The organism is Paracoccus fistulariae (assembly GCF_028553785.1).
Classification (GTDB): Bacteria; Pseudomonadota; Alphaproteobacteria; order Rhodobacterales; family Rhodobacteraceae; genus Paracoccus; species Paracoccus fistulariae.
Genome location: NZ_CP067136.1, coordinates 2,638,298 through 2,664,734, shown reverse-complemented (window position 1 = coordinate 2,664,734; position 26,437 = coordinate 2,638,298). Strand labels below are relative to the sequence as shown.

The 26,437-nt window shown below is 62.4% G+C and carries 23 protein-coding genes; 9 read left to right on the top strand and 14 right to left on the bottom strand.

Features of this window, described 5'->3' with window-relative positions; translation table 11 throughout:
• Window positions 1-148: 148 nt before the first annotated feature.
• Both JHX87_RS13110 and JHX87_RS13105 read left to right on the top strand, forming a co-directional pair.
• A complete protein-coding gene (locus JHX87_RS13110) occupies window positions 149-589 on the top strand; it encodes a hypothetical protein (protein WP_271884163.1) in 441 nt (146 codons plus the stop codon).
• Window positions 582-2,039 carry an MbnB/TglH/ChrH family RiPP precursor modification enzyme gene (locus JHX87_RS13105; protein ID WP_271884162.1) on the top strand — a complete coding sequence of 486 codons (1,458 nt, stop codon included), beginning with the start codon at window positions 582-584 and terminating at the stop codon, window positions 2,037-2,039. Before JHX87_RS13110 ends, JHX87_RS13105 begins: the two co-directional genes overlap by 8 nt.
• Before the next feature lie 3 nt (window positions 2,040-2,042).
• Here JHX87_RS13105 and JHX87_RS13100 read toward each other — a convergent pair whose 3' ends face one another.
• Window positions 2,043-2,945, bottom strand: a complete 903-nt coding sequence (locus JHX87_RS13100; RefSeq protein WP_271884160.1) for a 5'-methylthioadenosine/S-adenosylhomocysteine nucleosidase — start codon at window positions 2,943-2,945, stop codon at window positions 2,043-2,045.
• Window positions 2,946-3,077: 132 nt separating this feature from the next.
• Between JHX87_RS13100 and JHX87_RS13095 the strand changes: the two genes are divergently transcribed.
• From JHX87_RS13095 to msrA, 3 genes are all read left to right on the top strand, one after another.
• Window positions 3,078-4,046: an NAD(P)H-dependent flavin oxidoreductase gene (locus JHX87_RS13095; protein ID WP_271884158.1), complete on the top strand. Its 969-nt coding sequence runs from the start codon at window positions 3,078-3,080 to the stop codon at window positions 4,044-4,046.
• 62 nt (window positions 4,047-4,108) lie between these two features.
• Window positions 4,109-4,549: a peptide-methionine (R)-S-oxide reductase MsrB gene (gene msrB, locus JHX87_RS13090; RefSeq protein ID WP_271884157.1), complete on the top strand. Its 441-nt coding sequence runs from the start codon at window positions 4,109-4,111 to the stop codon at window positions 4,547-4,549.
• Window position 4,550: 1 nt separating this feature from the next.
• Window positions 4,551-5,060, top strand: a complete 510-nt coding sequence (gene msrA, locus JHX87_RS13085) for a peptide-methionine (S)-S-oxide reductase MsrA (protein WP_271884156.1) — start codon at window positions 4,551-4,553, stop codon at window positions 5,058-5,060.
• Between the two features lie 183 nt (window positions 5,061-5,243).
• Here msrA and carB read toward each other — a convergent pair whose 3' ends face one another.
• Both carB and JHX87_RS13075 read right to left on the bottom strand, forming a co-directional pair.
• Window positions 5,244-8,582 carry a carbamoyl-phosphate synthase large subunit gene (gene carB, locus JHX87_RS13080; RefSeq protein WP_271884154.1) on the bottom strand — a complete coding sequence of 1,113 codons (3,339 nt, stop codon included), beginning with the start codon at window positions 8,580-8,582 and terminating at the stop codon, window positions 5,244-5,246.
• Window positions 8,583-8,744: 162 nt separating this feature from the next.
• A complete protein-coding gene (locus JHX87_RS13075; RefSeq protein ID WP_271884152.1) occupies window positions 8,745-10,337 on the bottom strand; it encodes an SLC13 family permease in 1,593 nt (530 codons plus the stop codon).
• A 167-nt stretch (window positions 10,338-10,504) separates the two neighbouring features.
• On the opposite strand from JHX87_RS13075, the gene pncA reads away from it, so the two are divergent.
• Both pncA and pncB read left to right on the top strand, forming a co-directional pair.
• Window positions 10,505-11,101 carry a bifunctional nicotinamidase/pyrazinamidase gene (pncA, locus tag JHX87_RS13070; RefSeq protein WP_271884151.1) on the top strand — a complete coding sequence of 199 codons (597 nt, stop codon included), beginning with the start codon at window positions 10,505-10,507 and terminating at the stop codon, window positions 11,099-11,101.
• 6 nt (window positions 11,102-11,107) lie between these two features.
• The gene (pncB, locus tag JHX87_RS13065) at window positions 11,108-12,400 is read left to right on the top strand and encodes a nicotinate phosphoribosyltransferase (protein WP_271884150.1); all 1,293 of its coding nucleotides are present in this window, start codon (window positions 11,108-11,110) and stop codon (window positions 12,398-12,400) included.
• Between the two features lie 6 nt (window positions 12,401-12,406).
• On the opposite strand, the gene JHX87_RS13060 is transcribed toward pncB, so the two are convergent.
• From JHX87_RS13060 to arfB, 3 genes are read right to left on the bottom strand one after another with little or no spacing between them, the layout of a single operon-like run.
• Entirely contained in the window at window positions 12,407-13,843 is a 1,437-nt protein-coding gene (locus JHX87_RS13060; protein ID WP_271884149.1) for an inorganic phosphate transporter, read from the bottom strand.
• 10 nt (window positions 13,844-13,853) lie between these two features.
• Window positions 13,854-14,366 carry an NUDIX hydrolase gene (locus tag JHX87_RS13055; protein WP_271884148.1) on the bottom strand — a complete coding sequence of 171 codons (513 nt, stop codon included), beginning with the start codon at window positions 14,364-14,366 and terminating at the stop codon, window positions 13,854-13,856.
• A complete protein-coding gene (gene arfB, locus JHX87_RS13050; protein ID WP_271884147.1) occupies window positions 14,363-14,785 on the bottom strand; it encodes an alternative ribosome rescue aminoacyl-tRNA hydrolase ArfB in 423 nt (140 codons plus the stop codon). Before arfB ends, JHX87_RS13055 begins: the two co-directional genes overlap by 4 nt.
• Window positions 14,786-14,981: 196 nt before the next feature.
• On the opposite strand from arfB, the gene JHX87_RS13045 reads away from it, so the two are divergent.
• A complete protein-coding gene (locus tag JHX87_RS13045) occupies window positions 14,982-16,370 on the top strand; it encodes a phosphohexomutase domain-containing protein (RefSeq protein ID WP_271884145.1) in 1,389 nt (462 codons plus the stop codon).
• A 10-nt stretch (window positions 16,371-16,380) separates the two neighbouring features.
• Here the strand turns inward: JHX87_RS13045 and JHX87_RS13040 are convergent, their stop codons facing one another.
• The 8 genes from JHX87_RS13040 to cysQ form a co-directional block, all read right to left on the bottom strand.
• Window positions 16,381-17,778 carry a sulfotransferase family 2 domain-containing protein gene (locus tag JHX87_RS13040; protein ID WP_271884144.1) on the bottom strand — a complete coding sequence of 466 codons (1,398 nt, stop codon included), beginning with the start codon at window positions 17,776-17,778 and terminating at the stop codon, window positions 16,381-16,383.
• Window positions 17,775-19,463 (bottom strand): DUF5927 domain-containing protein, encoded by a 1,689-nt coding sequence (locus JHX87_RS13035; protein WP_271884142.1) that lies wholly within the window; start codon window positions 19,461-19,463, stop codon window positions 17,775-17,777. Before JHX87_RS13035 ends, JHX87_RS13040 begins: the two co-directional genes overlap by 4 nt.
• Window positions 19,460-20,488: a glycosyltransferase family 2 protein gene (locus JHX87_RS13030; RefSeq protein WP_271884140.1), complete on the bottom strand. Its 1,029-nt coding sequence runs from the start codon at window positions 20,486-20,488 to the stop codon at window positions 19,460-19,462. Before JHX87_RS13030 ends, JHX87_RS13035 begins: the two co-directional genes overlap by 4 nt.
• Before the next feature lie 89 nt (window positions 20,489-20,577).
• Window positions 20,578-21,636: a glycosyltransferase family 2 protein gene (locus JHX87_RS13025; protein ID WP_271884139.1), complete on the bottom strand. Its 1,059-nt coding sequence runs from the start codon at window positions 21,634-21,636 to the stop codon at window positions 20,578-20,580.
• A complete protein-coding gene (gene galE / locus JHX87_RS13020; RefSeq protein WP_271884136.1) occupies window positions 21,633-22,619 on the bottom strand; it encodes a UDP-glucose 4-epimerase GalE in 987 nt (328 codons plus the stop codon). Before galE ends, JHX87_RS13025 begins: the two co-directional genes overlap by 4 nt.
• Window positions 22,620-22,622: 3 nt before the next feature.
• Window positions 22,623-23,519, bottom strand: coding sequence for a UTP--glucose-1-phosphate uridylyltransferase (locus tag JHX87_RS13015; protein WP_271884134.1), 897 nt, complete (start codon window positions 23,517-23,519; stop codon window positions 22,623-22,625).
• Between the two features lie 197 nt (window positions 23,520-23,716).
• Complete coding sequence (locus JHX87_RS13010) at window positions 23,717-24,517, bottom strand: 3-deoxy-manno-octulosonate cytidylyltransferase (RefSeq protein WP_271884132.1); 801 nt, start codon at window positions 24,515-24,517, stop codon at window positions 23,717-23,719.
• 1 nt (window position 24,518) lies between these two features.
• Window positions 24,519-25,316 carry a 3'(2'),5'-bisphosphate nucleotidase CysQ gene (gene cysQ / locus JHX87_RS13005; protein ID WP_271884130.1) on the bottom strand — a complete coding sequence of 266 codons (798 nt, stop codon included), beginning with the start codon at window positions 25,314-25,316 and terminating at the stop codon, window positions 24,519-24,521.
• Between the two features lie 129 nt (window positions 25,317-25,445).
• Here cysQ and JHX87_RS13000 point away from each other — a divergent pair, with 129 nt between their 5' ends.
• Entirely contained in the window at window positions 25,446-26,267 is an 822-nt protein-coding gene (locus JHX87_RS13000) for an ABC transporter permease (protein WP_271884129.1), read from the top strand.
• The last annotated feature ends 170 nt before the right edge of the window (window positions 26,268-26,437 follow it).

Sequence of the window (26,437 nt, the reverse complement as noted above, 5' to 3'; positions counted from 1 at the left end):
ACAGGTCACGAAAGCCCCGGTCCGCCGGGGCTTTTTCTTTTATTGCGCGATGCAGGCCCATAACGAACTAAATTGTTCGAACAAGAGAGGCATGTTATAAGAAAGAGACTTCCTTTCGCTTCCCTCATACGACTCAGGAGGTCTTGTTATGATTAATAAGGAGAATAACCCGGTTCGGGTTTCCCTTCCGGCAAGTGTTGCGGCCGATATTGGAAGTCTCAAGAAAGCAGTCGGCAGCGTTCTGGAACATCTGGGCTGTCAGGCCTGCTGTTCGGGCCACGATATCCTGTTCGAATTGCAGCGCGAAATCGTCTTCCAGAAGGATTTCCGCAGCGATTTCGCCGTGCCATCCAAGGGGATCGGCAAGGGCCGCAAGGTGGTCGAGGTCGATCTCAACCCCGACAGCGCTGGCAAGCTGGACAATGTCTTTGACGCCATCGACAGGGTCGCGAGATTGACCGGCCATACCGCCTGCGCGACGGGTTGCGATTTCCGCTTCCGGCTGGAACGGGTGCTGGTTCTGGATGAAAGGCTGAAGATCAACGAAATGATGGGATCCATTCGCGAAGGCGTCGGACTCCGTGGCTGATACGGCCGCTTTCCAGGCTCCGAAGCTTGGGATCGGCATGATCTTTTCGACGGCGCTTGGGCCCTTTCTCAAGCGCCGTCCCGATGCCCTTGATGTGCTGGAGATAGAGCCGCAGACCCTGTGGCTGGCCGACGATCCCTTCGATGGCCCTTATTTCGAATATAGCCCGGCGATTCAGATGTTCGCCGATCTGCCGCAGCGCAAGCTGGTCCATTCGGTCGGCATGCCCATCGGCGGCACGCGCAAGCCCCATCCGGCGCAACTGGCGCTGCTGCAGGATGTGGCGCGGCGGCTGGACAGCCCTTGGGTCAGCGAACATCTGTCGGTCGCGGGCACGCCGCATAAGGCGGCCGGTTTCCTGCTGCCGCCGCTGCAAACCGACGAGGGCGTGGCAGTCGTCTGCGACAATATCCGCCGTTTCGCAAAGGGCGTCGGCCGCCCGGTCGCGATTGAAACCGGCGTTGCCTATTTCGCCCGCAAGCACTTTGAAATGCCCGACGGAGAGTTCGTCGCGCAGATCGTCCGGCAGACGGGATGCGGCATCCTGCTGGATCTGCATAACATCTATTGCAATGACAGGAACGGGCGGATCAGCATGTCTGATTTCCTGTCCCAGATCCCGCTGGACCATGTCTGGGAAATCCATCTTGCGGGCGGACAAGAGATGGATGGCTACTGGCTGGATTCCCATTCCGGCACGATGCCCGAGGATCTGGCCGCGATGTCGCGCGAAATCGTGCAGAGCCTGCCCAATCTGGGCGCGCTGAATTTCGAGGTCTATGACACCTTTCTGGAACGCATGCCCGCCGAAGATCTGGACCGCACCGTGGATGCCCTGCGAGAGATCTGGCAGCAGGCGGGCCGAAGCCTCTCGGACGCCCCGCCGCTGCGGGACGTGCCGGACCGGCCCCGGCCGGAACCCGCGCAGACCCCTGCGGAATGGGAAGACGGCGCCACCCGCGCGGTCTGGCAGGATGACCCTGCGCAGCACCCCTGGCCCAAGGATGCCCCGGCGCTAAAGCTTTATGCCCGTCTGGCCCGCAGCTTTCGCGGCTCGATCCTGGTGCGCGCGATGCCGCGCACGCTACGCTATCTGCTGTTGCGCGACGGGGAAAGCGTGGACGGGCTGCTGTCGCAGTTCCACACCGCAGAGGCGCCCCGGCTTTTCGCGCCGCTGGAGGCCGAAAGTTTCGCCGATTACCTGATCCGGCAGGGCGAGGACGATCCCTGGCTGCTGTCGCTTGTCAGCTACGATCTGGCCTTCATGCGGATCGTGCGTCAGGGGAAGCCGCAGGTCGTCAGCTTCCCCGGCAATCCGACCCCGGTCTTCGAGGCCCTTGCCATAGCCACGATGCCCGATGCGTTCCCCGGCCCCCCTGCCTGGGAGATCGAGTTGCTGCCCGACAGTTTCAGCCCATCGGATTTCACCCCCGGACCCCGGGCAAGCTAGACCCTATTCCTCGGGCAGCGCGGCCAGAAAGGCCTTGACCACCTCGGCCGAATTGGTCGAGGCCAGCGACATGAAGACGCCCATCTCATTCTCGCCATCCCCGCCCCCGGCCAGATCGGACAGCGACCGGAAGGCAATGAAGGGCACCTGATTGGCCCAGGCCACCTGCGCAACGCCTGCCGATTCCATGTCGACGACCTGAGCTTCGAACGTGTCGAATATCCATTCGCGCAGGCCGGCGTTATCGACGAAGGAGGATCCCGAAACGCCATTGCCGCCGACGCGGATCTGCGGCGGCTTTGAGAGGCAGGAATTTTCGGCATTGCATTCGGCCAGCTTGACCTCGGCGGCGACGTCTTTCGCCACCTCAAGCAGCTTCGGATCCGACTGGAACCAGAAATGGGTTTCCGCATCGCCCCGGTCCGAGGCCACCGTGCTGGCCCGGGTGAAGATCATGCCGTAATTCTGAAAGGGCGATTCCAGAAAGCCGGGAATGACAAAGCCCTCATCCGTCTCGCGTCCCATGACGGTTTCCAGATACTGGCCCCATTGCTGGGCCACGACCACATCGCCGATATTCAGCGACGGATCGACCCCGCCTGCGATGCCGGAAAAGACGATGGAGTCGATCTTGAAATGATCCAGCGCAAGCTGCGTCGTCATGGCCGCATTCACCATCGACACACCGGACAGGAACAGCACCACATCCTTGCCGCCCAACTCGCCGGTGATGAATTCGACCCCGTTGATCTTTTGCGTCTCGGCGCCCTGCAGATCCTGCTGCAGGCTGACCCATTCGGGCGGAAAGGCCGACATCACGGCGATGCGCGAGGCCTCTTCGGCGCTGGCGCTCAGCGCGATCAGGGACAGACTGGCGGACATGGTCAACAGGCGGGCGGCGGTCATCATTCTCTCCGATGTGGGATAATGACCCTACGTTACCCGGCATTTCCGGCGATGCAATGCCCCCGCGTCAGTACTTGCCCCATCAGGACGCGCTCCGCATATTCGGTTAACGCCTAAAGGGAGGAACCACTCATGCTGCCGCCAATTCTGCAAAATCTGCGTATTCCCGTCATGGCCTCGCCCATGTTCATCGTCTCGGGCCCCGAACTGGTCATCGCCCAGTGCAAGGCCGGGATCGTGGGCAGCTTTCCGGCCCTGAACGCCCGCGAAAAGGATGGTGAGCCGATCCAGCTGGAAGCCTGGCTGACCCGCATCAACGAAGAGCTGGACCGCCATAATCAGGAAAATCCCGACCGGCCGGCAGCGCCTTTCGCCGTCAACCAGATCGTTCACCGCAGCAATGCCCGTCTGGAACGGGATCTTGAGATCTGCCACCGCCACAAGGTTCCGATCTGGATCACCTCGCTGGGCGCGCGGACCGAGGTGAATGCCGCTGCCCATGATTGCGGCGGGATCGCGCTGCATGACATCATCAACAATGTCTTTGCCAGAAAGGCGATCGAGAAAGGCGCCGATGGCCTGATCGCCGTCGCAGCCGGTGCCGGCGGCCATGCCGGTCCGCAATCCCCCTTCGCACTGGTGCAGGAGATCCGCGAATGGTTCGATGGCCCGCTGCTGCTGTCAGGCTCTATCGCCACCGGCGGCGCGGTTCTGGCGGCGCAGGCAATGGGGGCGGATCTGGCCTATATCGGCAGCCCCTTCATCGCCACGGCCGAGGCGAATGCGCCGCAGGATTACAAGCAGATGATCGTCGATTCCGACGCCATGGATATCGTGACCTCGTCGCTGTTCACCGGTGTGTCGGGCAATTATCTGGCGCCCTCGATCCGCAATGCCGGGCTTGACCCCGATCAACTGGCCACAGCCGATGCCAGCAGCATGAATTTCGGCCAGGGATCGTCAAAGCCCAAGGCCTGGAGCACGATCTGGGGATCGGGTCAGGGCATCGGCGCGGTCAAGGGCATCACCCCGGCGGCCGAACGCATCGATCAACTGGCTGATGAATATGCGGCCGCGCGCGAAAGGCTTGACCTCGGGTGACCTTTTCGCCGGGCATCCGCATCCCCATATAGGCCGTGACGATCCGACAAGTGGAGAAGATCATGGCCTATCAGAAATCGCAGGATGCCCTTGACCGGCTGACGCCCGAACAGTTCCGCGTCACGCAGGAAAACGGCACCGAGCGCGCCTTTACCGGCGAATATGACCACCATTTCGAGCCGGGACTCTATGTCGATATCGTCTCGGGCGAGCCTCTGTTCGCCTCTTCGGCAAAGTATAATTCCGGCTGCGGCTGGCCCGCCTTTACCAAGCCCATCGACGGTAATGTGACCGAGCATCGTGACGCCTCGTTCGGCATGGTGCGCACCGAGGTCCGCTCGAAACATGGCGACAGCCATCTGGGCCATGTCTTCCCGGACGGGCCTGCGGATGCGGGCGGCCTGCGCTATTGCATCAACTCGGCCTCGCTGCGCTTCGTGCCTTTGGACCAGATGCAGGCCGAGGGCTATGGCGATTATATCGATCAGGTGGAAGGAGCCTAAGATGACCCATCGTGCAGTACTGGCCGGCGGATGTTTCTGGGGCATGCAGGATCTGATCCGGCGCCTGCCGGGTGTGAGTTCGACCCGCGTCGGCTATTCCGGCGATGACAGCCACCCCAATGCGACCTATCGCAATCACGGCAACCATGCCGAGGCCATCGAGATCAATTATGATCCAGCGATCATCAGCTATCGGAAACTGCTGGAGTTCTTCTTCCAGATCCACGATCCGACAACGCTGAACCGACAAGGCAACGACCGCGGCGCCAGCTATCGCTCGGCCATCTACTATGTCGATGACGAGCAGAAGCAGGTGGCCGAGGACACGATCGCGGATGTGAACGCATCAGGCATCTGGCCGGGCCGTGTGGTCACCGAACTGGAGCCTGTGGGCGATTTCTGGGAGGCCGAGCCCGAGCATCAGGATTATCTGGAGCGCTTTCCGAATGGCTACACCTGCCACTTCCCCCGCCCCGACTGGGTGCTGCCAAAGCGTGAAGTGACGACCTGACAGGCAGAAATTCACAGGACAACCAACCCCTCCGCAGCCATACCCGGCCGCGGAGGGGTTTTTCGATGGCCAATCCGACCCAACCCGTAGGGTGCGTGTTCACACGCACCTTGGCGCGCGGAACCAGCTTTGCGAAAGGTGCGTGCAAGCACGCACCCTACAGACGCTTCGCCGATCGTTCGTTCAGGCTTGCAGGCTGCGGACCCCGACCTCACCCTCTTCCCGCGACTTGATCGCCGCAACCGCAGCAATGCTGCCTGCGGCGGTGGTGAAATAGGGGATCTTGTCATACAGCGCCACCGCCCGGATCTCGCGCGAGTCGGTGATGGCCTGTGCGCCTTCGGTCGTGTTCAGAACCATCGCGATTTCACCGTTTTTCAGGCGGTCGACGATATTCGGGCGGCCCTCATAGACCTTGTTCACACGCTCGGACCCGACGCCCGCGCCTGACAGGAAATCAGCCGTGCCGCTGGTGGCGACGATCTGGAACCCCATCTGCACCAGATCGCGGGCGGCAGCCGCCATTTCGGCCGTCTTGTCCATATCCTTGATTGAGATGAAGACCCGGCCCTCATGCGGCAGATTGGTGCCCGCGCCCAGCTGCGCTTTTAGGAAGGCGCGGGGGAAGTTGCGGTCCCAGCCCATGACCTCTCCGGTCGAGCGCATCTCGGGTCCCAGCAGCGTATCGACGCCCGGGAAGCGGGCGAAGGGCATCACCGCCTCCTTGACCGAGAACCAGGGCGTGTTCGGATCGGCCAGTGTCAGCGGATCGGCGAAGGGCAGGTCATCCTCGGGGCCGACGCCTTCGGGATAGGGGTCGCGGGCAGGGAAATTCGCCATCGGTTCGCCCGCCATCAGCCGCGCGGCGATCGAGGCGATGGCGCTGTCGGTGGCCTTGGCGACGAAGGGCACGGTGCGGCTGGCACGCGGATTGACCTCCAGCACATAGATGGCGCCGTCTTTCAGCGCGAATTGCACATTCATCAGCCCCTTGACCTGCAGGGCGCGGGCCATGGCCTCGGTCTGGCGCTTCAATTCGGTGATGGTGGCCGCGTCCAGCGTATGCGGCGGCAGGGAACAGGCGCTGTCGCCGGAATGGACGCCGGCCTCCTCGATATGTTCCATGATGCCCGCGACATGGACGGTTTCGCCATCGCAGAGCGCATCGACATCAACCTCGATCGCGCCGGTCAGATAGCTGTCCAGCAGCACCGGGTTCTTGCCCGAGACGCTGACGGCCTCGGTGATGTAGCGGCGCAGATGGTCCATGTCGCGCACGATCTCCATCGCGCGGCCGCCCAGCACGTAGGAGGGGCGAATGACCAGCGGGAAGCCGATTTTCTCGGCAATCGCGATGGCCTGATCGTCGCTATGGGCGATGCCGTTGATCGGCTGCTTCAGACCCAGATCATTGAGCAACTTCTGGAACCGCTCGCGATCCTCGGCCAGGTCGATGGCATCGGGGGTGGTGCCCAGGATCGGGATGCCCTCTTCCTCCAGCGCGTTGGCCAGTTTCAGGGGCGTCTGGCCGCCGAATTGCACGATCACCCCATGAAGCGTGCCGTTTTCCTTCTCGACCCGCAGGATCTCCAGCACATGTTCCAGCGTCAGCGGCTCGAAATAGAGGCGATCCGAGGTGTCGTAATCGGTGCTTACCGTTTCGGGGTTGCAGTTGACCATGATGGTTTCATAGCCCGCCTCGGTCAGGGCAAAGCAGGCGTGGCAACAGCAGTAATCGAACTCGATCCCCTGCCCGATCCGGTTCGGACCACCGCCCAGAATGACGACCTTTTTCGCATTGCTGGGCCGGGCTTCGCATTCGACCTCGCCCATCGCGGGGGCTTCATAGGTGGAATACATATAGGGGGTCTGCGCCTCGAATTCGGCGGCGCAGGTGTCGATGCGCTTGAAGACCGGGTGCAGGTCATGGGCGCGGCGGGCGGCGCGGATCGCGGTTTCCTCTTGCCCCGTCAGATGGGCCAGACGAGCATCGGTGAAGCCCATCATCTTCAGGCGGCGCAGGCCCTCGGCATCGAGGGGCAGGCCCGCGTCGCGGACCTGCATCTCGGCATCGACGATCTCGCGCAGGCGCGACAGGAACCAGGGGTCGAAATGGGTGATGCGCTGGATCTCATCGTCGGAAAGGCCAAAGCGCATCGCCTCGGCAATGACGCGCAGCCGGTCGGGCGTTGCCTTGGACAGCGCCTTGATGACGGCAGGCTTGCCCTCATCCGCGGCACCGGGAATGGCGATCTCGTCCAGGCCCGTCAGGCCGTTTTCCATGCTGGTCAGCGCCTTTTGCAGCGATTCATGGAAGCTGCGGCCGATGGCCATGACCTCGCCCACGGATTTCATCGCGGTGGTCAGTTCGGGCTTGGAGCCGGGGAATTTCTCGAAGGCAAAGCGCGGGATCTTGGTGACGACATAGTCGATGCTGGGTTCGAAACTGGCGGGCGTCACCTTGGTGATGTCATTGTCCAACTCGTCCAGCGTATAGCCGACGGCCAGTTTCGCGGCGATCTTGGCGATCGGGAAGCCCGTCGCTTTCGAGGCCAGCGCCGAGGAGCGCGACACACGCGGGTTCATCTCGATCACGACCATGCGGCCATCGGCGGGGTTAATCGCCCATTGCACGTTCGAGCCGCCGGTTTCCACGCCGATCTCGCGCAGCACGGCGATGCTGCCATTGCGCATGATCTGATATTCGCGATCGGTCAGGGTCAGGGCCGGGGCGACGGTGATCGAATCGCCCGTATGCACGCCCATCGGATCGACGTTTTCGATGGAGCAGACGATGATCGCATTGTCGGCGCGGTCGCGCACGACCTCCATCTCGTATTCCTTCCAGCCCAGAAGGCTTTCATCGACCAGCACCTGCGCGACCGGTGATGCATCCAGACCCGAGCGGACGATCCGTTCGTAATCGTCGCGGTTATAGGCCACGCCGCCGCCGGTGCCGCCCAGGGTGAAGGCGGGGCGGATGATGGCGGGCAGGCCGATATCCTCAAGCGCCTCCATCGCCAGCGCGACCCCGGCCGAGACGTCATATTTGCCATTGGCATGTTTCGGTGCCGACACGATGGTCGCGCGCGGGTTTTCCAGCCCGATCCGGTCCATCGCCTCGCGGAACAGCTTGCGATCCTCGGCCATCTCGATGGCGCTGCGCTGCGCGCCGATCAGTTCCACACCATAGCGGTTCAGCACGCCCGCATCAGCCAGCGCCAGCGCCGTGTTCAGCCCGGTCTGCCCGCCCATGGTCGGCAACAGCGCGTCGGGGCGTTCCTTGGCGATGATCTTTTCGACGATTTCGGGGGTGATCGGCTCGATATAGGTGGCGTCGGCCATTTCCGGGTCGGTCATGATCGTCGCCGGGTTCGAGTTGACCAGAATGACGCGATACCCCTCTTCCCGCAGGGCCTTGCAGGCCTGCGCGCCGGAGTAATCGAATTCGCAGGCTTGCCCGATCACGATAGGCCCTGCCCCGATGATCAGAATGGATTTGATATCGGTTCTTTTGGGCATGGTGCGATCCTTCGGGCGGCTGGCGGCAGGTAAATCGTCCGGGGTTATAGCCAAGCGCGGGCAGGACGCAAGATGCGACGGGGCGGATTCAACCGGAAACGCCGCGACCCCGTCAGGATGTCGCGGCGAAAAGGGCCATGAATGGCCGGGCATCCGGTGCAATCAGCCGAATGTGATCCCAAGCGCGATGCCGCCCAGAAGATAGACGAACATCGTGATCAGGATAATGCCCACCACGTTCAGGACAAAGCCGCCCCGGGCCATCTGGCGGATGGTCACGGCGCCGGTGCCGAAGACGATGGCGTTGGGGGGCGTGCCCACCGGCAGCATGAAGGCGCAGGTCGCGGCAAAGGCCGCCGGGATCAGCAGCGCCATCGGATCGACACCGATGCCCACGGCCACCCCGCCCAGAATCGGGATGAAGGTCGCGGCCGTCGCGGTGTTCGAAGTGACTTCGGTCAGGAACAGGATGATCGTGGTCACCGCCGCGATCAGCAGGATCGGCGTCAGCGCACCCAGACCCTGCACCTGCTGGCCGAACCACTGATCCAGCCCGCTGGCCGCAACCGCGCCCGCAAGGCTGAGGCCGCCACCGAACAGCAGCAGCACCCCCCAGGGCAGCCCCTCTTCCGCGTCCTTCCAGTTCAGCACCATCTGCGTCTTGCCCTTGCCCGGCAGGATGAACAGGATCACCCCCGCCGCAATCGCAATCGCGGTATCGTTCAGCTTGTCCAGCGGGCCCAGCGACATGCCGCTGAGGCTGGTGAACAGCCCCGGCACCACCCACAGGAAGGCGGCCGAGATGAAGACGATCATCACCATCCGCTCTCCCTGACTGACCGGGCCAAGCGAGGCGATCTCATCCTCGATCATCGCCTTGCCGCCCGGAACCTCGTCCAGATCAAAGCGGAACAGCAGGTTGACCAGCAGGAACCACGCGATCAGCACGAAGACGATGGCAAGCGGCAGGCCGATCATCATCCATTGCAGAAAGCCGATATCGCGGCCCAGCTCATCCGCGACATATCCCGCGACGATGGCATTGGGCGGGCTGCCCAGCAGCGTGCCAAGACCGCCGATCGTGGCCGACCAGGCGATGGCCAGCACCAGACAGACGCCGAACTTGCTGATATTGGGATCCTCGACCAGATCGCTGATGCGACCGCCTGCGGCGATCTGCTCGCCCACCTCGGCGCCCTGATCGGTGTGGTGGCTGCGCTCGATCACCAGGGTCAGGATCGACAGGCCGATGGGCAGCATCATCAGCGTGGTGGCGGTGTTCGACACCCACATCGACAGAAAACCCGTGGCCAGCATCATGCCCAGCACGATCCGCTTGGGCTGGACCCCCACGCGGTGCAGCGTCAGCAGCGCGATCCGGCGGTGCAGGTTCCATTTCTCCATCGCGATGGCGATCAGGAAACCGCCCAGGAACAGAAAGACGATAGAGCTTGCATAGGGCGCCGTTGCCTCGGAGACGGTGCGCTCGGTCAGGGCGGGCAGCAGCACGATGGGCAGAAGCGAGGTCGCCGATAGCGGGATCGCCTCGGTCATCCACCAGATCGCCATCAGCGACCCGATGGCGGCCACGACCCGCGCGTCAGCCGACAGCCCCTCGGATCCGCCCAGCAGCAGCCAGACCAGCAGGGCCACGACGACACCCAAGGCGCGAAAGCCCCAGATCGCCCGGGCAGAGCGGTTCAGCTCTTCCTCGGCCAGTTCTCCTTGTTGATGAAAATCGTCGTTCAGATCCATGCGGACTCTCTTTGAAAAATGACAATGCGTTCAACCTTTACGATACTGGCAGGTTAGACTGCCGCCCGCGAAAGCACCACGGCGGAAATTGCACATGAAATAGCCACAGGCATTGACCCCGGCCCCTGCACTTTCTACCCATTGATGAACTTGCTACGGAGCCAGACATGAGCCGCGCGCTGATCGTCATCGACATGCAGAACGATTTTTGTCCCGGCGGGGCGCTGGCCGTCGAGGGTGGCGATCAGATCGTCCAGCCGATCAATCGGCTGATGACACAATTCGACGCGGTGATCCTGACGCAGGACTGGCACCCCGCCGATCATGCCAGCTTTGCCGACAACCATCCGGGCGCCCAGCCCTTAAGCATGACGCAGATGCCCTATGGCCCGCAGGTGCTGTGGCCCGCCCATTGCGTGATCGGCAGCGAAGGCGCACATTTTCACGCCGGGCTGGACCTGACCCGCGCCGATATGGTGATCCGCAAGGGCTTCAACCCGCAGATCGACAGCTATTCCGCCTTTTTCGAAAACGATCACAAGACATCGACCGGGCTGGCAGGCTATCTGCGCGACCGCGGGCTTGACGATCTGACCTTCGTGGGGCTGGCCCATGATTTCTGCGTCGCCTGGAGTGCGATGGACGCGGCCCGGCAGGGCTTTACCGCCACCGTGATCGAAGAGGCGACCCGCGCCATTGATCTTGATGGCAGCCGCGACCGGGCGCGCGCCGATATGCGCGCCGCCGGTGTTCAACTGGAGTGACAACCCATGGTCGATATCGCCACGCGCGTCTATAATCACAAATGGAAAATCGACCCGATCGTGCGGTCCCTGATCGACACCGATTTCTACAAGCTGCTGATGTGCCAGTCGGTGTTTCGCAACCGGCCCGACACCACCGTCACTTTCAGCCTGATCAACCGCTCGAAAGACATTCGCCTTGCCGATCTGATCGATGAGGGCGAATTGCGCGAACAGCTGGACCATGTGCGCGGGCTGTCGCTGTCGCGCGGGGAAAGCACCTGGCTGCGCGGCAATACCTTTTATGGCAAGCGCCAGATGTTCCGGCCCGATTTCATGGAATTTCTGGAAGGGATGCGGCTGCCCGCCTACCATCTGGAAAAGCGTGACGGCCAGTACGAGCTGACCTTTGAAGGCAAATGGCCCGAGGTGATGCTGTGGGAAATCCCTGCCCTGACAATTCTGATGGAATTGCGGTCCCGCGCCGTATTGCGGGATATGGGCCGGTTCGAATTGCAGGTGCTTTACGCCCGCGCCATGACCCGTCTGTGGGAAAAGATCCAGGTCCTTCGGCAATTGCCCGATCTGCGGATCGCCGATTTCGGCACCCGTCGGCGGCACAGTTTTCTGTGGCAGGATTGGTGCGTGCAGGCCATGATCGAGGGGCTGGGCGATCGCTTCATCGGCACCTCGAACTGTCTGATCGCCATGCGCCGCGATATCGAGGCCATCGGCACAAATGCGCATGAACTGCCCATGGTCTATGCCGCGCTGGCCGAGAATGACGCGGACCTGCGCGAAGCCCCCTACGAGGTGCTGGCCGACTGGCATGAGGAGCACGAGGGCAATCTGCGCGTCATCCTGCCCGACACCTATGGCAGCAAGGGCTTTCTGGAACAGGCGCCCGACTGGCTGGCCGGCTGGACCGGCATCCGCATCGACAGCGGCGATCCGGCGGCAGGCGCGGAACTGGCCATCAAATGGTGGCAGGACCGGGGCGAGGATCCGCGCCGCAAGCTGATCATCTTCTCGGACGGGCTTGATGTGGACAAGATCGTCTCACTGTATCACCAGTTCCACGGCCGGGTGAAGGTCAGCTTTGGCTGGGGCACGCTGCTGACCAATGATTTCCGCGATCTGGTGCCCGATAACGGGCTGGCGCCGTTCAGCCTTGTCTGCAAGGCCGTGGCCGCGAATGGCCGTCCGACCGTCAAACTCTCGGACAATCCCAGCAAGGCCACCGGCCCCGCAGCCGAGATCGAGCGTTATAAACGCGTCTTCGATGTCGGAGAGCAGGTGGCCCAGAAGGTCGTCGTCTAAGGCCCCTCAGACCCCGGTCAGACCCAGGATCCCAAGGCAGATCGCCATCCCGATCAGCGCCGTCGCAGGCACCGTCACCAGCCAGGCCGTGGTGATCGTGACAACATGGCTGCGCCGGATCAGGATGCGGCGGCGGGTTTCATCGGCAGGCAGCGCCGCGCGTTGCTTTGCCCGCCTGCGATCCAGCCATTCACGGGTAAAACCGACCCCGAAGATCCCCCCGATCGCGACATGCGTGGTCGAGACGGGAAGACCGAACCAGGTCGTCAGCAACACCGTCCCCGCCGTGGCAAGCGAGACGCAGAAGGCCCGTCCGGGGTTCAGCCGGGTGATGCCGCTGCCCACCATCCGCACCAGACGCCGCCCGAACAGCACGGTGCCCAGGGCAATCGCGCTGCCCGCGCCAAGCAGCGCGATCAGAGGCACCGTGGCGGGGGCATCGGGCGTGGCATTGCCCAGAATGACGGAAAACGGACCGGCGACATTGGCGACATCATTGGCCCCATGCGCAAATCCCAGCATCACAGCCGATATGACCAGTGCCGGGCGCAGGATCTTTTTCGTGCTGACCTTGCTGGCATCCTCGTCAAGCTCTTCGCGCAGACGGATCAGGGTGAACCACCCGCCCAGCAAGGCCGCGAGCGCCACAAGCGGAAACGCCGCTGCGCCATGCAGATGCGACCGCGCCAGCAGCGCCAGATAGGCGGCAAAGGCGCCCGTCATCAGCCCCACCATCAGCGGCAACCAGCGGCGTGCCGCGCGCGCGCGATCCTCGGCCTCCAGCACGCGCAGGCGCAGGAAAATCAGGATCGCACCGGCCAAAGCGCCCGAGACAAAGGGCGTGATCACCCAGGTCACCGCGATCAGCGACAGCGTGTCCCAATGGATCGCGCCGGCGCCAAGCGCGGCAAGGCCCGCCCCTGCAATGCCGCCCACGATGGAATGCGAGGTCGAAACGGGCAGGCCGATCCCGGTTGCCATGGTGATCCAGACGGCCGCCGCCAGAAGCGCCGACAGCATGACGAACTGCGCCCGGACACCGGATGCCAGCAGGGCAGGATCAAAGATCCCGCTGGCAAGACGTTCGGTCACGACGCCACCGGCCAGCGACGCGCCGGCAATCTGCGCCGCACCGACCAGCAGCAGGCCCGGCAACATGCCGATCGCCCCTGCGCCGACCGCCGGCCCCAAGGAATTTGCGACATCGTTCGAGCCGATCGAGATGCCCAGCCATGCGGCCACGACCAGCCCCGCGCCCAATGCCGTATAGCGCATCTCATGTCCGGTCAGCGGAATGACCAGGATCAGCAATACCACCACAGCCAGCACCGCCAACCCCAGCCAGCGAACAGGACGGAAAGCATGGGCCTGGGCGACCTCGGTATGCGTGATGCGTCCCAGATCCTTGTCCAGCGTGTGATAGCTGCGTTGTCTGCTTACCATGGCATGCCCTTCAGGCGGTCGAGCGACTGACCTGATGTGCGTCGGGCAGCGGAGGCAAAGGCTCTGCTCTGCCGGATTGATGCCGGGGCAGGTTCAGCAGGATCTTCTTCAATCCGCGCTCGTGCACACGGGCGGCGGCCTCTTCCGGAGAAAACCACGCGCGGCTGCGTTCCGTATCTTCGGGAAAGGCATTTTCCAGGGAATCGACAGTCAGCGCGAAAACCCGCACCTCAACCGGCACGGAAAAGCCGCTGTCCTGATCCTTGTCATAGCGATAGCGCCCCAGTTCTTCATGGCTGATACGGCCCCTGGCGCCGGCCTCTTCCCAGGCCTCTTGCTCGGCCGCGCCGGCCAGCGTGCGCCCGCCCATGGGCCAGCCTTTCGGGATCACCCAGCGACCGGTGCCGCGGCTGGTGATCAGCAGCACCTTGCCCGTCCGCTCGTCAAGGCACAGCGCCGCGACCTGTAATGAAATCGGGCGCCGCCCCAGCAGCATCCCGACAAGTCTGTAAAACGCCTTCATTCCTCGGCTTCCACTCTGCCTCTTCGCGCCTTCACTTCGCCGCGTATTGTTTTTGCCTTCAGTCTTCGGCGCTGGCTTCCCAATGTCGGGCGCGTCGCAATGCGCCGTTTGGGGGCCACGGATGCCCGCCTGATCAGATCCGCCAGCCTTTCCCGCGCAATTTCGCGGTTGCGGGCCTGACTGCGCGTTTCCTGCGACAGGATTACAATGGCCCCATCACTGGTCCAGCGCCGTCCTGCCAACCGCTGCAAGCGGCGTTTCACCGGCTCTGCCAGATTGGGGGAACGCGCCGCCTCGAAGCGCAATTCCACAGCCGACGAGACCTTGTTCACATTCTGCCCGCCCGGCCCCTGAGCGCGGGTGAATTGTTCGGAAAGCTCCCACTCCTCAATAGCGATGTTGTCTGTAACGTATAGCATACCCCAAAATATGGACCGTTTCGCCCCCAAATAAAGCCAAATCACTTATGAAATCGTAAATTTGACGCGGAAATCGCATCTTTCGATCCTGATTTTCGCAATTTCGCCGGTTCCGCAATGGTCATGGCGGCAAAGGTTGTATTTTCGCGGGAAATTGATAGCGCTACGGCACAATCAGCCCAGAAAGGAACGGCCGATGAACAGATCAGATCAGCTTGGCCATCGCGACATCACCTGCTTCAAGGCCTATGACGTGCGCGGAGAGCTGGACAAGAACCTTGATCCCGACATCGCCTATCGCATCGGCCGCGCCTTTGCACAGACACGGGCCGCGAAATCGGTGGTGGTCGGTCGCGACAGCCGGGCCAGCTCTCCGGCGCTGGCGGCGGCGCTGATCGAGGGGCTGACCGATGGCGGCGCCGATGTTCTGGATCTGGGTCTGGCGGGCACGGAAGAGGTCTATTTCCACACCGGCAAACAGGGCACCGATGGCGGGATCGAGGTCACCGCCTCGCATAATCCGATCAATTACAATGGCATGAAGATCGTCGGCGCGGGCTCTGCCCCGCTGGATCCTGCGACCGAGGTGCCGCCGATCCTTGCGCTGGCGGAATCGGGCGATTTCGCCCCGGCCAGCAAGGGCAAGATCACCGATTTCAGCCACGGGCGGGCGGAATACGCCGCCGCGATGGCCGATTTCATCGATATCGGCGCACTGCGCCCGATGAAGATCGTGGTGAATGCCGGGAATGGCACGGCGGGTCCGACCTTTGATGCCATTGCCGCCGAACTGGACAAACGCGGGGCGCCGCTGACCTTTATCCGCATGCATCATCAGGTCGATTCCACCTTTCCCAATGGTATCCCGAATCCGCTGCTGGACGAAAACCAGCCCGTGACCGCGCAGCGGGTCCAACAGGAACAGGCCGCCCTTGGCATCGCCTGGGATGGCGATTTCGACCGCTGCTTCTTCTTTGATGCGGATGGCCGTTTCATTCCGGGCGAATATATCGTCGGCCTGCTGGCCGCTGCCTTTCTGGAAAAGGCCCCCGGCGAAAAGATCGTCCACGATCCGCGTGTCGTGCTGAACACCCGCGCGATGATTGCCGAGGCGGGGGGCGAGGCCGTCGTCAGCAAGACCGGCCATGCCTTCATCAAGCGCAAGATGCGCGATTCCGGCGCGATCTATGGCGGCGAGATGTCGGCGCATCACTATTTCCGCGATTTCTATTTCTGCGACAGCGGCATGATCCCCTGGCTGCTGATGGTCGAGCTTCTGTCCCGCAAGGGGCAGACACTGGCCGAACTGCTGTCCGAGCGGATCCGGCTTTACCCGTCCTCGGGCGAAAAGAATTACGTGATCGAGGATGCCGATGCCGCCATCGCGCGGGTCGTTGACGCCTATGCCGGTCAGGCCAATGAGCGCGACGATCTGGACGGGGTTTCGCTCAGCTTCGACGACTGGCGCTTCAACCTGCGCAAATCGAATACCGAGCCGCTGGTGCGTCTGAATGTCGAATCGCGCGGCGATGCGGCGCTGGTGCAGGAAAAGCAGGCGGAACTGGCCGCGCTGCTGCAGGGCTAAGGGTCGGGCGTCACGGCGCCCGGTCGAAACCAAAGGCGATATAGTCGCGCTGATAGGCGGCCTGCGCCGCCTGTTGCAGCTTCTTGTCCGACAGCAGATCGGGCCATTGCGCCTGGCCGGGCGCCTGAAGCTGCGGGCTTTCCACACCTGCCGCGCGGCAGAGGAAATCCAGATCCTCGGCCAGTTGGTCCTCTCTCACCAGAAGATCGGGCGAGGAAAAGCGCGCGAAGCCCGCCACCACCGCCGATTGCGTGGCCCAGTTGGGATGGGTGGGCAGGGTCGTCTGGCCGTTCAGATTGCGGCGCAGGAATTGCAGGAAATCGCGGAACAGATCGGCGGTTTGATCCGGTGTCAGCCCCGCCGCCTGGGCCACGGGCGGCAGATCAAGCCGATGCACCTGTCGCAGCAGGCGCCGCTGCTCTTCCGGGGCGCCGGTCAGCAGATGCCGGAAGGCGTCCCAGGCACGGTGCAGCGGATGGCGCAGCACGGTAAAGCTGCGATGGCCGGGATGCGCGCGCTTCCATTGCCGCAGGCTGGATTGGGTGAAATCGCCCTGCACCGCGCCAAGCTGCTGCAACCAGTCCTGCACCGCCGCGACCGGCCCGCCCCGCAGCGGCATGTGGATCAGCCCCCGCCCCGCACCCGAGGCAGAAAAGCCCGGCACGGCAGGACCCCGGCGGGGCTCGAAATTGGGCAGGTGATGCAGCAGGAACGGGTCCAGCTGATGCAGATCGGCCTGCATCTCGTCAAAATTCCGGACCTTCTGCGCCATGTCCTGCGGATTCTGCGGCACCTGATCGGTGGCTGGCTCGACGCGCTCCAGATCCGTCCGGCCCAGCCAGTGCAGCAGGCCCGTCAGCACATCGGCATCGCGCAGATCCTGATAGGTGATCGCGAAATAGCTTTGCCCGCTGACCTGCAACTGATGCACCACGCGCTGCTGAAATTCCTGCGTCGCGAACAGGTTTTCGCGAAACTCGGCGGAATCATAGGTAATCTGCGTCTGGATCGGCACCTCGGATTCGTTCAGCTTCCACTGGTTCGTTTCCCATGCCAGACGGGTCGAGACATAGCTTTCCAGCGGGTTCCGCGTCAGGATGATCTTGGCACAGCTGCGATTGGCCATGATCGCCTCCAACACCCGCGGATCATGGTCGTGGAAATAGCGAAAGCCGGGCAGATGGTTTTCCTTGCCGGTCAGCTTTTCCAACAGCGGCAGGGGATCGGCCTCGCGTTCCTCCTGGGTGACGCCCAGCAGGGCATCGGTATTGGGCCAGCCCATCATATAGGGGTTGAACGCCTCACCGAAACAGGTGACGCGCTTGATCGCGTTCAGCGTCGCCTCCAGCAGGTTCGAACCGGTACGCATTTCGGCAAAAATGACGAAACTGCGGAAATCGGGGGTCATTCGGCGGCGGTCCTTGTGATCTGGAATTCCTCGGCCGGGGGCAGATTATCGCCCGTCAGACGCGGCAGCAGACCGGAATCGCGCAATTCGCGCAACAGTTCGGCCAGCCCGCTGAGGCTGCGCATTTCCGGCAGATTGATCGCGGGGCGCGCCTGCGGGTCGATGTGGCGGAGAAAATCATTCAGGATCGAGCGCGGGCTGACCAGAAACTCTCCCAGATCATACATCTCGACCTGCGCCTTGACCCAGACCGAGTTCAACACGGAAAGCTGCGCCAGTTCCGTCCTCTGCAGCATGGCAAAGATGCGGCGGATATCGTCGAAGGGCATGCCCGAATGCAGCAGCGGCAGCGCCCAGGCGCCTGTCACCACCAGCATGCGGGCATTCGGATCTGTCGCCATGAACCAGTTCAGCGACTGGTTGTCGCGCGGACCATATTGGAAGATCTGTGTCCGGTCGGTGATGCGGATCAGCGAGGCCAGAAACCCCTTGGTATCCAGATCGCGGACCAGCGCGTTCGCCGGCCAGCCGCCCGGACCGACCTTCGGCCGCCCCTGAAACTCGACCAGTTCAGGCCCCAGAAGATGGCCGTGAATATCGCCGTGGACATGATCGGCCAGCCAGCTTTCAAAGCGGGGATAGATGTCGCCAAGCCCCTGAAAGACCACATAAGGGTCAGAGGTCTTGCCGTTTTCGGCGTCCTTGCGCGGAAAGCGGCTTTGCATATACAGCCCCGGTCGGCCCAGCGTCCGGCGCGTGACCACGCGATTGATCATCGCATCAAAGCGATTGCTTTGCGGCGCGCTGAGATCGACCCGATCGGAAGCCGGGCGCGGGAAATGCGCCAGCAGCTTCGTGGCGCCGGGCCAGACCTTGCGCGCGACAAAGCTGTAGGTGCTGGTCAGGACCGCAATATGATCGTCGTAAAGCTGATAGGGTCGGCCCCGGTGGTCAAAGCGGGACAGGGTCAGCGACCGGCTTTCGATCCGGGTCGAATGCCGCCGCACCAGCGTCTGGAAATAGCTTTCATCGGGGATCCAGCTCAGCCGGAAATAGCGGTCGAACTCTTTCCTGCGCGGATCCTGAAGGATCGCGCGAAGCGTGCGCGCCGTCAGGCACCACCATTGCGATCCCAGATGCGGCCAGACACCCTTGGGGATCCTGCGATTGACATTGTAGCGCCGCTGCAGCGCGGTAAAGCGGTCAAACAGCTTCCGGCGCTTGCGCCAGTCAAAGGGGAAATACAGGGTGAACCGCTCTTCGTTCAGCCCCCCAACCGTCCAGCCGACATCGCTGGCCGTCACGCTTTCGATGTGATCGCAATCCGGATCCAGCGCCAGATAGGCGCGCAGGTCCGAGATCGGGCGCAAGGGAAGGCAGGTTCCCGAGCACAGATAGACATGGGTCAGATCGGGAAATTTCTGCAGCAGCACCGTCGCCGCATCCTGCGTCGCCTTGACCAGACTGAAACGTCCCCAGGAACAACGCGTGCGCGGGGCAAAGATGACCTCGTCCAGATCACCCAGCCCGGCCTTGAACTGGTTCATCAGCTTGCCCGAGACCTTGGCATCCACATGGATCGCCACCCGCGCGCCGCCTTCGGCCCAGATGCGGGCCATGCGGGCCGCCATGTCCAGTTCGGAATGGCACAAAAGGATGACGCCCAGCCGGACCTGACCGCTCATGCCCAGTTCCCCCGCGCGATAAGGCCAAGTTCCTCCAATTGGCGCCAGTCGCGATATTCCCGCGATTCATCGCACCACAGCTGCGTGCCTGTCCGCATCGAGGCGTGATAGGCGCGGTATTCCTGACTGTTGGCATAATGCTGTTTCCGGTCCAGTTCCTCGGCCGATTTCTCGACGAAGCCGGGCAGGAACTTGGCATGCAGAAGGCAGCCTGAAAACGTCTCGCCCCCATCCTCGTCATAGACCTGATTCAGACCGCGCGGCAGCAGCATATGGGTTGAACTGGCATAGGCGAAACGCCTGCTCCACTTGACCAGCGGGATCTTGTTCAGGGCCGGGCTTTTCACCGGATTGTCGCTGAAGAAAGCCCGCGTGCGCGGCCCGCCCTGAATCCACAGATTGCCCCAGAAGGGGTTCTTCCGGATGATGTAATTTGCGGGATCGAACCAGCGGGCGACCTCGAACGGGTTCTGTCCCTCGCGATAGGTCTGATCCTCGATCGCGCCGCGTGGATACATGTCCAGCAGCATGGCAGGCACAGATCGCTTTCCGGTTGCATGCAGCCATTTCGTCAGCGCGGGCAGCGGTCGCGTATCCCAATGCGGATAGATCAGAAACTCATCAGGATCGACCGTCAGGCACCAGTGCCGGTTCCCATAGCGGAACAGCAGCCAGTTCAGCCAATCCATCCCATAGCGCGATTTCTTGTAACTGGCCGTGGTGTGCCACAGTGAAACATCGTCCTGCCGGGCCAGAAAGCTGCTGCTGCCATCATCGCTGTCATTATCGACCATCAGGAAATGATCGACGCCCAGCTCGCGGTAATATTCCAGGAAAAAGGGCAGCCGATCCCGCTCGTTTCGCAGGGTCACGAAGCACAGGATATCGCGCTTGCCGATCACGGATGTCCGGTCGACGACCGCGCGCAACAGCCTGCGCCGACGGATCGCACGTCCGATCAGCCATTGCCGGATGGCCCGGCGGCGGATCTGAGCGGGCCAGTGCAGGCGGTTCAATCCCAGCATTGGCAACCCGCATCTGGCCAGGCGACCGGCATTTCCATCATCGTGTCACGAACGTTGCCTGCTATGGGTTTTCCTTACAATCACACAGATCACGCGGAATCTGCAAGCCAATCTCCGCCAAACATCAACTTCAGATTGCACAGCTGCTGCCAACCCTCATATCGCTGCGACTGCGAATGCCACAGAACCGGCGCGCGCATCAGCCGTTCGTGATAATCGCGATAGGCGTCCGGATCGTTGAAATGCTGTCGGCGCGACAGTTCATCGGCTGAACGGGCGACGATCTGCGGCAGGAATTTGGCATGCAGCAACACGCCGGACAGGCGCGGGTCACCCGGACCGTCATACAGATCGTTCATCGCGGGCGGCAGCATGGAATGGGTCGAGTTCACATAGACATGCCGCCAGTTCCATCGGATCAGCGGCAGCTTGTTCAGGGTCGGACCGCGCGCCGGATCATCCTGAAAGAACACCCGTTCCCGCACGCCGCCCTGAACCAGGCGGTTCCGGCGCGGTGCAATGGTCCGGCTGCGATAGGGGCCTGCGTCAAACCAGGGCAGTCTTGTGGTGATCGGCGCATCCTCGGGCGCCTCGGGCTGATCCAATGGCCCCTTGGGATACAGGTCCAGCATCAGCGCGCCCATGCCGTCGATCCCCTTCCCGTCCAGATAGCGGGTCAGATCCCACAACCCGCGCCGGTCCCAATCGGGATAGATCAGGAACTCATCCGCATCGACGGTGACGCACCAATGCCCGTGGCCATAGCGCATCTGCAGGAAAGTCAGCCAGTCCATGCCAAAGCGCGCATCGCGATAACAGCCCGGCCGGTGCCACAGGGACAGATCGGGCTGCTGGCCCATGAATTCGGCAGAACCATCCTCGCTGTCATTATCAACGATCAGGAAATGATCGACGCCAAGGCCGCGATAATGGTCCAGAAAGGCAGGCAGCAACGCCCGTTCGTTCCGAACCACCGCGAAACACAGGATCGATTTCGGCCCGATTGCGGCGGTCCGGTCGATCAGGGCCGACATGGCGCGACCGGCGCGGATGCCCCGCCACAAAAGCTCTCGCCGTTTCCAGCGCAGGCGATAGCCAAGCCACAGGCGCCCTGCCGGGCTTTGCCGCCAGTCGCGCCCCCGGCTCACGCCTGATAATGGCCGTTCTGATGCCAGCGCCAGGCGTCGCCGATCATCTGCTTCATGGTCGAACGATCCGGCGTCCAGCCCAGTTCGGCCTTGGCGCGGGTGCTGCCGCAGACCAGCTTGACCGCATCGCCACCGCGGCGCGGCCCATCCTCCATCGGGACTTCGCGATTGGTGACATAGCGGGTGGCATCCACCACCTCGCGGACCGAGAATCCATCCCCGGTGCCAAGGCAAAAGACGCAGCTGCCCTTATCCGCGCGCAGCCATTCCAGCCCCTTAACATGGGCATCGACCAGATCCATCACATGGACATAATCGCGGATGCAGGTGCCGTCCGGGGTCGGGTAATCGGTGCCGTGAATCGTCAGCGCCGCGCGCTTGCCATCCACGGCATCCAGAATCAGCGGGATCAGATGCGTTTCGGGACGATGGAATTCCCCGACCTCAGCTTCGGGATCGGCGCCCGCCACGTTGAAATAGCGAAAGATCACGCTGTTCAGCCCGTGCGAGGCGCGGAAATCGGTCAGCATATCCTCGATGGCGCGCTTGCTGGCGCCATAGGCGTTCAGCGGCGCCTGCGGCGTGTCTTCGTCCAGCACCTCGCCATCGCGGTCGCCATAGGTCGCGCAGGTCGAGCTGAAGACGAAATTCAGGCAGCCCGCATCGATCGCCGCCTCGATCAGGTTCAGCGAGCCGCTGACATTGTTGCGCCAGTATTTGCCGGGTTCGGCCATCGCCTCACCCACCTGGCTCAGCGCGGCGAAATGCAGAACGGCAACCGGCTTATGCTCTGCAAATGCAGCGTCCAGCGCCGCGCGGTCCAGCAGATCGGCCTGCACCAGAGGACCGAACTTGACCGCATCGCGCCAGCCTGTCGACAGATTGTCCAGCGTTACCGGGATATAACCGGCAGCCGCCAGCGCCTTGCAGGCATGCGAGCCGATATAGCCCGCGCCGCCTGTCACCAGAACCTTATCCGTCATGGATTATTCAGCCGCCCGGGGCACCGCCATCAGATTATGCAGATAGTCGCCGAATTCCTGCGACAGTTCCGGACGGTCCAGACCAAAGGCCACGGTGGCCTGCAGGAAGCCCGCTTTCGAACCGCAATCAAAGCGCTGGCCACGGAAGCGCAGGCCAAACACGTTCTGACCCGCCGCGATGTCGTCGGCAATCGCGTCGGTCAGCTGGATTTCCCCGCCCGAACCGGCACGCAGCTTGTTCAGGTTCTGCATCACCGTCGGCGCAAGGATATAGCGGCCGATCACGGCCAGGTTGGACGGCTCGGTCCCCGGGGCGGGCTTTTCGACCATGCCCTTGGCCTTGACCACGGCGCCCATATCCTCGGCCACGTCCAGAACACCATAGGCCGAGGCCTTTTCCGGCGATACTTCCATCGTGGCGACCATGCTGCCGCCGGTTTCGGCATGCGCTTCGATCATCTGTTGCAGGCAGGGCGGCTCGCCCTTGATGACGTCATCGGTCAGGATGACCGCGAAGGGCTCATCATCGGCCAGCAGGCGACGGGCACACCAGACGGCATGGCCCAGACCCAGCGCCTTGTGCTGACGGATATAGGCGATGGCGCCGGATTCCATATTGGTGCCGCGAAGCGTTTCCAGAAGCTCGGTCTTGCCGGTCCTTTTCAGGCTGGCTTCCAGTTCATGCGCATGATCGAAGTAATCTTCCAGCGCACCCTTGCCGCGAGAGGTGACGAAGATGAACTCGGTGATCCCGGCTGCCCGTGCTTCGTCAATCGCGTACTGGATCAGCGGACGATCAACGAGAGTCATGATTTCCTTGGGAATACTTTTGGTCGCGGGAAGGAAGCGCGTCCCCAAGCCGGCCACCGGGAAAATGGCCTTAGTCACCTTACGAGTCATTTCGCAGACACCTTTTCGTTCAACATCACAAACACGACGCGTCTTCGCATCGTTACGGCTTAACTCTTCTGTGGCGGTTTAGCCGCATTGTTTCGCGGATAAAATACCGCGATCAGCAAGTTCACGCCAACCCCAAGCAATAGATTCGCCTAAAAATGCGCACAAAAAGCAGAATTAAGCCGCTTTTTGCGCCATCCTCAGTCCAGATTCATCTGCTTCATCATGGCCTCAAGCCGGGGAACATCCTCGGGATTATTCAATTCCCAGAACTGGCGGCCCCGTGATTCGACCTCGACACACAGGATCTGGCGGCCGCGTTCCAGAAAGCGCAACTGCTCCAGCCCCTCCAGCTTTTCCAGCACGCCTTCCGGCCATGTCGGATAGGCGGCCAGCGCGTCGGGGCGATAGGCGTAGACACCGACATGGTGAAAGACCGGGCTTGGTTCATCATCGGCATAATCGCCCGCCGCATAGGGGATCACCTCTTTCGAGAAATAGAGCCCCTGCCTGTCATGGCCAAAGACCGCCGTCGTTCCGCCGACGCGGCCCGCACGGCGATCCGCGATCAGATCTGCCCGCATCCGGCCCGAGCAGCGCAGCACCGGGGTTGCGACCTCGGCCTGCGGTGCGGCGCGCAGACCGGCCACCAGATCCTCGACAAACCAGGCGGGGGTCAGTGGGGCGTCGCCCTGCAGGTTCACCACGATTTCCGGCGTAATGCCCAGATTTGCCACGGTTTCGGCGCAGCGTTCGGTGCCATTGCGGCATTCGGGACTGGTCATCACGACCTCGGCCCCGAAGGCTTCGGCATGCTGGCGGATGCGGTCGTCATCGGTTGCCACCACCACGCGATCGGCGCCCTTGACGGCCATTGCGGCCTCCCAACTGCGCCGGATCAGGCTGAGCGCCTGACCCGAGGCGCCGCGCAGTTCCACCAGCGGCTTGCCAGGATAGCGGGTCGAGGCAAAGCGGGCGGGAATGGCGATCAGCACCGACATCCTAGTTCTTCACCAGCAGCACGCCCGGCGCAAAGGCGATGAAGAACGGGTTTTCATAGCCGGGCTTGCCATATTTCAGGGTCGTGTGATCGTCGAAACGAACGACCTCGCCCCCCGCGCCACGCAGCACCGCGTCGCCCGCGGCCGTGTCCCATTCCATCGTGCGGCCAAGGCGCGGATAAAGATCGGCCTCGCCCGTCGCGACCAGGCAGAATTTCAGCGACGAGCCCGCACTGGTCATGTCGCGCGCGGCATAGCGGCCGATATAATCGTCGGTCGCCGCATCACGATGCGATTTCGAGGCCACCACCATCAGCCCGCGATTGTCGGGCATCGGATTGACGCCGATAGGGCTGGTTTCGCCCGGCTGATCGCCAAACGGCCCCTTTTCCTCGACCGAGCGGCCATCGGCGGTGGTGTAGAACAGCCGACCCTTGGCAGGCGCGTAAACGACGCCACGCAGCGGCACGCCATCCTCGACATAGGCGATATTCACGGTGAAATCGCCACGGCGCTGAACGAATTCCTTGGTCCCGTCCAGCGGATCCACGATCAGAAAGGTGCTGGCCGTCATGTCATGGGTGGCCGATTGCTCTTCCGTCACCAGCGTCACATCGGGAAACGCCGCGCGCAGACCGGCAGAGATCAGCGCATCGGCGGCCTCATCTGCGGCGGTGACCGGAGAATCGTCGGATTTTGAGCGGACGTCGAAATCGTCGGCCTCGTAAATCTCCATGATTTTCGCACCGGCCTGCAACGCCAGGCGGCGCATCTCGGTGGTCAATCGATCAAATTCCATCTAGTTTTCCCTTCATCGCAGGCCCCAGGTCGCATCACCGCGATTGTCGCACAGATTTCGGTCTTTTATGCTAGGGCAAAGCGGCGACGGCAAGAACCCGACCGCGAAACCCGCACGGAGCCGTGGCATTTGTTCGATCAACGCCAAAATCGGAATTTTGTTCAGGCCGCCGGCGCCACGCTGTCGCTGATCTATCACCAAACCGTCTATAATTTGCGAACAGAGCATCGCAATCCGATTGTCGGTCTGTTGCTGACGATCCTGCAAACGGCCATTTTCCTGATGGCCTTCCTGCTGATCTATTTCATCATTGGCATCCGAAACTCGCCCATTCGCGGCGATTTCATGCTGTATATGATGAGCGGGATCTTCCTGTTCATGGTCCATGTGCAGACGGCGGGTGCGGTCTCGGGCAGCCATTCCATCAGCGGCGCACTGAACAAGCATCAGCCACTGAGCCCGGCGATCCTGATCGCCTCATCCGCGCTGGCGGTGCTGTATCGCCAGACGATCAGTTACATCGCGATCCTGTGGCTTTATCACGTGTTGGTCTCGCCGGTCAGCATCGAAAGCTGGCCGGGGGTGCTGGCCATGTATCTGATGGCCTGGTTTTCGGGCATGTGCATGGGGCTGATCTTTCTGGGCATCCGCCCGTGGAGCCCGCGCGGATCGAAGCTGCTGACCACGATCTTCCAGCGGATCAATATGTTCGGCTCGGGCAAGATGTTCGTCGCCAACCTGATCCCCAATGCCTTCATCGCATGGTTCCTGTGGAACCCGCTGTTCCATATCATCGATCAGATGCGTGGTTTCGTCTTCATCAATTACAGCCCGCACAAGACCGATCCCTACTATGCGCTCTGGTTCTCGCTGGCGATGATGGTGGTGGGGCTGCTGATCAACTTCACCACAAGGAAATACGAATCGATCAGCTGGACGGCCAGCGAATAGATTTCGTCGCAAAACCGTGCCGATGCCGTCAAAATTGCGGTGCCAGGGCGCTTGCGACCCCGAAAACCATCCCTATATACACCCTCGAAGCACCCGGCTTTGTCCGGGGCGGTCAATAAGATATGGGATCTGGCTGCGGGGGCCATAACGGACCCGTCGCCCTGAAAAAT

Excerpts from the sequence above, each read along its gene's own strand:
- pncB (WP_271884150.1), top strand. The coding sequence starts at position 11,108 with ATGGTCGATATCGCCACGCGCGTCTATAATCACAAATGGAAAATCGAC.
- JHX87_RS13075 (WP_271884152.1), bottom strand. The coding sequence starts at position 10,337 with ATGGATCTGAACGACGATTTTCATCAACAAGGAGAACTGGCCGAGGAA.
- JHX87_RS13055 (WP_271884148.1), bottom strand. The coding sequence starts at position 14,366 with ATGAAGGCGTTTTACAGACTTGTCGGGATGCTGCTGGGGCGGCGCCCG.
- JHX87_RS13060 (WP_271884149.1), bottom strand. The coding sequence starts at position 13,843 with ATGGTAAGCAGACAACGCAGCTATCACACGCTGGACAAGGATCTGGGA.
- JHX87_RS13110 (WP_271884163.1), top strand. The coding sequence starts at position 149 with ATGATTAATAAGGAGAATAACCCGGTTCGGGTTTCCCTTCCGGCAAGT.
- galE (WP_271884136.1), bottom strand. The coding sequence starts at position 22,619 with ATGACGGATAAGGTTCTGGTGACAGGCGGCGCGGGCTATATCGGCTCG.
- cysQ (WP_271884130.1), bottom strand. The coding sequence starts at position 25,316 with ATGGAATTTGATCGATTGACCACCGAGATGCGCCGCCTGGCGTTGCAG.
- JHX87_RS13100 (WP_271884160.1), bottom strand. The coding sequence starts at position 2,945 with ATGACCGCCGCCCGCCTGTTGACCATGTCCGCCAGTCTGTCCCTGATC.
- pncA (WP_271884151.1), top strand. The coding sequence starts at position 10,505 with ATGAGCCGCGCGCTGATCGTCATCGACATGCAGAACGATTTTTGTCCC.
- JHX87_RS13045 (WP_271884145.1), top strand. The coding sequence starts at position 14,982 with ATGAACAGATCAGATCAGCTTGGCCATCGCGACATCACCTGCTTCAAG.
- JHX87_RS13030 (WP_271884140.1), bottom strand. The coding sequence starts at position 20,488 with ATGCTGGGATTGAACCGCCTGCACTGGCCCGCTCAGATCCGCCGCCGG.
- JHX87_RS13040 (WP_271884144.1), bottom strand. The coding sequence starts at position 17,778 with ATGACCCCCGATTTCCGCAGTTTCGTCATTTTTGCCGAAATGCGTACC.
- JHX87_RS13015 (WP_271884134.1), bottom strand. The coding sequence starts at position 23,519 with ATGACTCGTAAGGTGACTAAGGCCATTTTCCCGGTGGCCGGCTTGGGG.
- carB (WP_271884154.1), bottom strand. The coding sequence starts at position 8,582 with ATGCCCAAAAGAACCGATATCAAATCCATTCTGATCATCGGGGCAGGG.
- msrA (WP_271884156.1), top strand. The coding sequence starts at position 4,551 with ATGACCCATCGTGCAGTACTGGCCGGCGGATGTTTCTGGGGCATGCAG.
- JHX87_RS13095 (WP_271884158.1), top strand. The coding sequence starts at position 3,078 with ATGCTGCCGCCAATTCTGCAAAATCTGCGTATTCCCGTCATGGCCTCG.
- msrB (WP_271884157.1), top strand. The coding sequence starts at position 4,109 with ATGGCCTATCAGAAATCGCAGGATGCCCTTGACCGGCTGACGCCCGAA.
- arfB (WP_271884147.1), bottom strand. The coding sequence starts at position 14,785 with ATGCTATACGTTACAGACAACATCGCTATTGAGGAGTGGGAGCTTTCC.
- JHX87_RS13035 (WP_271884142.1), bottom strand. The coding sequence starts at position 19,463 with ATGAGCGGTCAGGTCCGGCTGGGCGTCATCCTTTTGTGCCATTCCGAA.
- JHX87_RS13010 (WP_271884132.1), bottom strand. The coding sequence starts at position 24,517 with ATGTCGGTGCTGATCGCCATTCCCGCCCGCTTTGCCTCGACCCGCTAT.